Raw genomic sequence first — 5,237 nt, 5'->3', positions numbered from 1 at the left:
GTTAGGGGGCTTTTGAATAATGAGCTGGCGATGACTTACTCTCACATGGCAAACGCCACACTACCATCAGCGCTAAGAGGTTTCACTTCTGAGTTCGGGAAGGGATCAGGTGGTTCACTCTTGCTATTGTCGCCAGCACAACTGTTATGGACTTGTTCGGGTCTTATTTCAACTGTACTTACAGTCTATGCCTTACTTCGTTCCAAATAGAATGCATTAACAGGTATATCTGAGTTGGATATTCTACTTAGCTTTATAACTAAATCAAGGTATTTGCAGTGATTTGAACCACAACACCAACTGTTTGGGTGTTGTATAGTCAAGCCTCACGAGCAATTAGTATTGGTCAGCTTCACATATCACTATGCTTCCACATCCAACCTATCAACGTCGTAGTCTTCAACGGCTCTTTAGAGGACATAAAGTCCTAGGGAAATCTTATCTTGAGGTAGGCTTCCCGCTTAGATGCTTTCAGCGGTTATCCCTTCCGAACATAGCTACCCGGCGATGCGACTGGCGTCACAACCGGTACACCAGAGGTTCGTCCACTCTGGTCCTCTCGTACTAGGAGCAGATCCTCTCAAATTTCCAACGCCCACGGTAGATAGGGACCGAACTGTCTCACGACGTTCTAAACCCAGCTCGCGTACCTCTTTAAATGGCGAACAGCCATACCCTTGGGACCTGCTTCAGCCCCAGGATGAGATGAGCCGACATCGAGGTGCCAAACACCGCCGTCGATATGAACTCTTGGGCGGTATCAGCCTGTTATCCCCAGAGTACCTTTTATCCGTTGAGCGATGGCCCTTCCATACAGAACCACCGGATCACTAAGACCTACTTTCGTACCTGCTCGACTTGTGGGTCTCGCAGTTAAGCGCGCTTTTGCCTTTATACTCTACGCGTGATTTCCGACCACGCTGAGCGCACCTTCGTACTCCTCCGTTACTCTTTAGGAGGAGACCGCCCCAGTCAAACTACCCACCAGACATGGTCCTCGTCCCGGATTACGGGACAGAGTTAGAACCTCAATATTACCAGGGTGGTATTTCAAGATTGGCTCCACCGAAACTAGCGTCTCGGTTTCAAAGCCTCCCACCTATCCTACACAAGTAAGATCAAAGTTCAATGTCAAGCTGCAGTAAAGGTTCACGGGGTCTTTCCGTCTAGCCGCGGGTACACCGCATCTTCACGGCGAATTCGATTTCACTGAGCCTCTGCTGGAGACAGCGCCCCCATCATTATGCCATTCGTGCAGGTCGGAACTTACCCGACAAGGAATTTCGCTACCTTAGGACCGTTATAGTTACGGCCGCCGTTTACTGGGGCTTCGATCAAGAGCTTCGCTTACGCTAACCCCATCAATTAACCTTCCAGCACCGGGCAGGCATCACACCCTATACGTCCACTTTCGTGTTTGCAGAGTGCTATGTTTTTAATAAACAGTTGCAGGGGCCTGGTTTCTGTGGCTGCCAATAGCTCAAGGAGTAAATCCTATCACCGTCGGCAGCGTACCTTCTCCCGAAGTTACGGTACCATTTTGCCTAGTTCCTTCAGCAGAGTTCTCTCAAGCGCTTTGGTCTACTCGACCTGACCACCTGTGTCGGTTTCGGGTACGATTCCTATGTAACTGAAGCTTAGAGACTTTTCCTGGAAGCATGGTATCAGCCACTTCACTGTACAAGTACAGCTTGCTATCAGTTCTCAGCATACAGTACCCCGGATTTGCCTAAGATACATGCCTACAACCTTCCACCTGGACAACCAACGCCAGGCTGACTTAACCTTCTCCGTCCTCTCATCGCATTACATAGAAGTATTGGAATATTAACCAATTTCCCATCGACTACGCCTCTCGGCCTCGCCTTAGGGGTCGACTCACCCAGCCCCGATTAACGTTGGACTGGAACCCTTGGTCTTTCAGCGAACGGGTTTTTCACCCGTTTTGTCGTTACTCACGTCAGCATTCGCACTTCTGATACCTCCAGCATACTTCTCAATACACCTTCATCGGCTTACAGAACGCTCCCCTACCACTTGCAATAAATTGCAAATCCGCAGCTTCGGCATATAGTTTTAGCCCCGTTACATCTTCCGCGCAGGCCGACTCGACTAGTGAGCTATTACGCTTTCTTTAAAGGGTGGCTGCTTCTAAGCCAACCTCCTAGCTGTCTATGCCTTCCCACATCGTTTCCCACTTAACTATAATTTTGGGGCCTTAGCTGGCGGTCTGGATTGTTTTCCTCTTGACTACGGACGTTAGCACCCGCAGTCTGTCTCCCGGATAGTACTCATTGGTATTCGGAGTTTGCATCGGTTTGGTAAGTCGGGATGACCCCCTAGCCGAAACAGTGCTCTACCCCCAATGGTATTCGTCCGAGGCGCTACCTAAATAGCTTTCGGGGAGAACCAGCTATCACCGAGTTTGATTAGCCTTTCACCCCTATCCACAAGTCATCCCCTGGCTTTTCAACGACAGTGGGTTCGGTCCTCCAGTTAGTGTTACCCAACCTTCAACCTGCTCATGGATAGATCACCCGGTTTCGGGTCTACACCCAGCAACTAAACGCCCTATTAAGACTCGATTTCTCTACGGCTCCCCTATGCGGTTAACCTCGCTACTGAATGTAAGTCGCTGACCCATTATACAAAAGGTACGCAGTCACCGAACATGTCGGCTCCCACTGCTTGTATGCATGCGGTTTCAGGTTCTATTTCACTCCCCTCACAGGGGTTCTTTTCGCCTTTCCCTCACGGTACTGGTTCACTATCGGTCAGTCAGGAGTATTTAGCCTTGGAGGATGGTCCCCCCATATTCAGACAAGGTTTCACGTGCCCCGCCCTACTCGACATCATCATATAAGCCCTTTCGTGTACAGGACTATCACCCACTATGGTTGCACTTCCCAGAGCATTCCACTAAAACTTATATGACTTAATGGGCTTTTCCCCGTTCGCTCGCCGCTACTGAGGGAATCTCAATTGATTTCTTTTCCTAAGGGTACTGAGATGTTTCACTTCCCCTCGTTCGCCTCGTATGACTATGTATTCATCATACGATACCTGCCTTATGACAGGTGGGTTTCCCCATTCAGAAATCTCCGGATCACAGGATATTTGCCGCCTCCCCGGAGCTTATCGCAGGCTATTACGTCTTTCTTCGCCTCTGACTGCCAAGGCATCCACCACATGCACTTAATTACTTGACTATACAACCCCAAACAGTCGCTAATCCCTACAAGTAGGATATTGCGTCGCGAACTTAATCGCTACAGTTGGAGCCTTGTAGATTTAACTACGTACAGCTTCAATTCAATTCACATACCAAAACGCTTGATTCAGTTAATTTCGCTAGTAACTCATTTCTTCAATCTTCACCATCCAGTAATAAATCACTGTTAATGTCGATCTTAAAAACGAGTATGAACAAATTATTTCAACTCAAATATATTCTGTTAATGATTTTTCCTGCCTTCGTCAGGTCAGGAAACTGCGATAAATCACAGAAGTTAATAAGCTTTAACTTACTAATTTCTATAATCTATGGTGGAGACTAGGAGAGTCGAACTCCTGACCTCCTGCGTGCAAAGCAGGCGCTCTACCAACTAAGCTAAGTCCCCAGCTTATCAATAAGTCAATGTCTCTGTTTTTCTGTATTCAGCATTTATTCAATACTTTGTTAGTCAGATTTGGTGGGTCTGACAAGACTTGAACTTGTGACCCCACGCTTATCAAGCGTGTGCTCTAACCAACTGAGCTACAGACCCTCAGATACATCGTCATGAAGAACAACTTGTTGTGGATTCTTACCAATCGTCAATCTTTCGTTAAGGAGGTGATCCAGCCGCAGGTTCCCCTACGGCTACCTTGTTACGACTTCACCCCAGTCATCGGCCACACCGTGGTAAGCGTCCTCCTTGCGGTTAGACTACCTACTTCTGGTGCAACAAACTCCCATGGTGTGACGGGCGGTGTGTACAAGGCCCGGGAACGTATTCACCGCGGCATTCTGATCCGCGATTACTAGCGATTCCGACTTCATGGAGTCGAGTTGCAGACTCCAATCCGGACTACGATCGGCTTTTTGAGATTAGCATCCTATCGCTAGGTAGCAACCCTTTGTACCGACCATTGTAGCACGTGTGTAGCCCTGGTCGTAAGGGCCATGATGACTTGACGTCGTCCCCGCCTTCCTCCAGTTTGTCACTGGCAGTATCCTTAAAGTTCCCACCCGAAGTGCTGGCAAATAAGGAAAAGGGTTGCGCTCGTTGCGGGACTTAACCCAACATCTCACGACACGAGCTGACGACAGCCATGCAGCACCTGTATGTAAGTTCCCGAAGGCACCAATCCATCTCTGGAAAGTTCTTACTATGTCAAGACCAGGTAAGGTTCTTCGCGTTGCATCGAATTAAACCACATGCTCCACCGCTTGTGCGGGCCCCCGTCAATTCATTTGAGTTTTAGTCTTGCGACCGTACTCCCCAGGCGGTCTACTTATCGCGTTAGCTGCGCCACTAAAGCCTCAAAGGCCCCAACGGCTAGTAGACATCGTTTACGGCATGGACTACCAGGGTATCTAATCCTGTTTGCTCCCCATGCTTTCGTACCTCAGCGTCAGTATTAGGCCAGATGGCTGCCTTCGCCATCGGTATTCCTCCAGATCTCTACGCATTTCACCGCTACACCTGGAATTCTACCATCCTCTCCCATACTCTAGCTTCCCAGTATCGAATGCAATTCCCAAGTTAAGCTCGGGGATTTCACATCCGACTTAAAAAGCCGCCTACGCACGCTTTACGCCCAGTAAATCCGATTAACGCTCGCACCCTCTGTATTACCGCGGCTGCTGGCACAGAGTTAGCCGGTGCTTATTCTGCGAGTAACGTCCACTATCCAAGAGTATTAATCTCGGTAGCCTCCTCCTCGCTTAAAGTGCTTTACAACCAAAAGGCCTTCTTCACACACGCGGCATGGCTGGATCAGGGTTCCCCCCATTGTCCAATATTCCCCACTGCTGCCTCCCGTAGGAGTCTGGGCCGTGTCTCAGTCCCAGTGTGGCGGATCATCCTCTCAGACCCGCTACAGATCGTCGCCTTGGTAGGCCTTTACCCCACCAACTAGCTAATCCGACTTAGGCTCATCTATTAGCGCAAGGTCCGAAGATCCCCTGCTTTCCCCCTTAGGGCGTATGCGGTATTAGCATCCCTTTCGAAATGTTGTCCCCCACTAATAGG

At 49.2% G+C, this 5,237-nt stretch carries 2 tRNA genes and 3 rRNA genes; all 5 read right to left on the bottom strand.

The annotated features are described in order from the left end of the window. Nucleotides 1–22: 22 nt before the first annotated feature. Nucleotides 23–137: ribosomal RNA gene (gene rrf / locus ACE01U_RS16970) — 5S ribosomal RNA — on the bottom strand. Between the two features lie 178 nt (nt 138–315). Continuing rightward, nucleotides 316–3,209, bottom strand: a 23S ribosomal RNA gene (locus tag ACE01U_RS16965). 335 nt (nt 3,210–3,544) lie between these two features. Next, nucleotides 3,545–3,620, bottom strand: a tRNA-Ala gene (locus ACE01U_RS16960). A gap of 70 nt (nt 3,621–3,690) precedes the next feature. Continuing rightward, nucleotides 3,691–3,767: transfer RNA gene (locus ACE01U_RS16955), tRNA-Ile, on the bottom strand. A gap of 61 nt (nt 3,768–3,828) precedes the next feature. Continuing rightward, nucleotides 3,829–5,237, bottom strand: a 16S ribosomal RNA gene (locus ACE01U_RS16950); the annotation flags it as partial.

Source organism: Acinetobacter halobius (assembly GCF_044130335.1).
GTDB lineage: Bacteria > Pseudomonadota > Gammaproteobacteria > Pseudomonadales > Moraxellaceae > Acinetobacter.
This window is presented reverse-complemented; position numbering and strand designations above follow the sequence as displayed.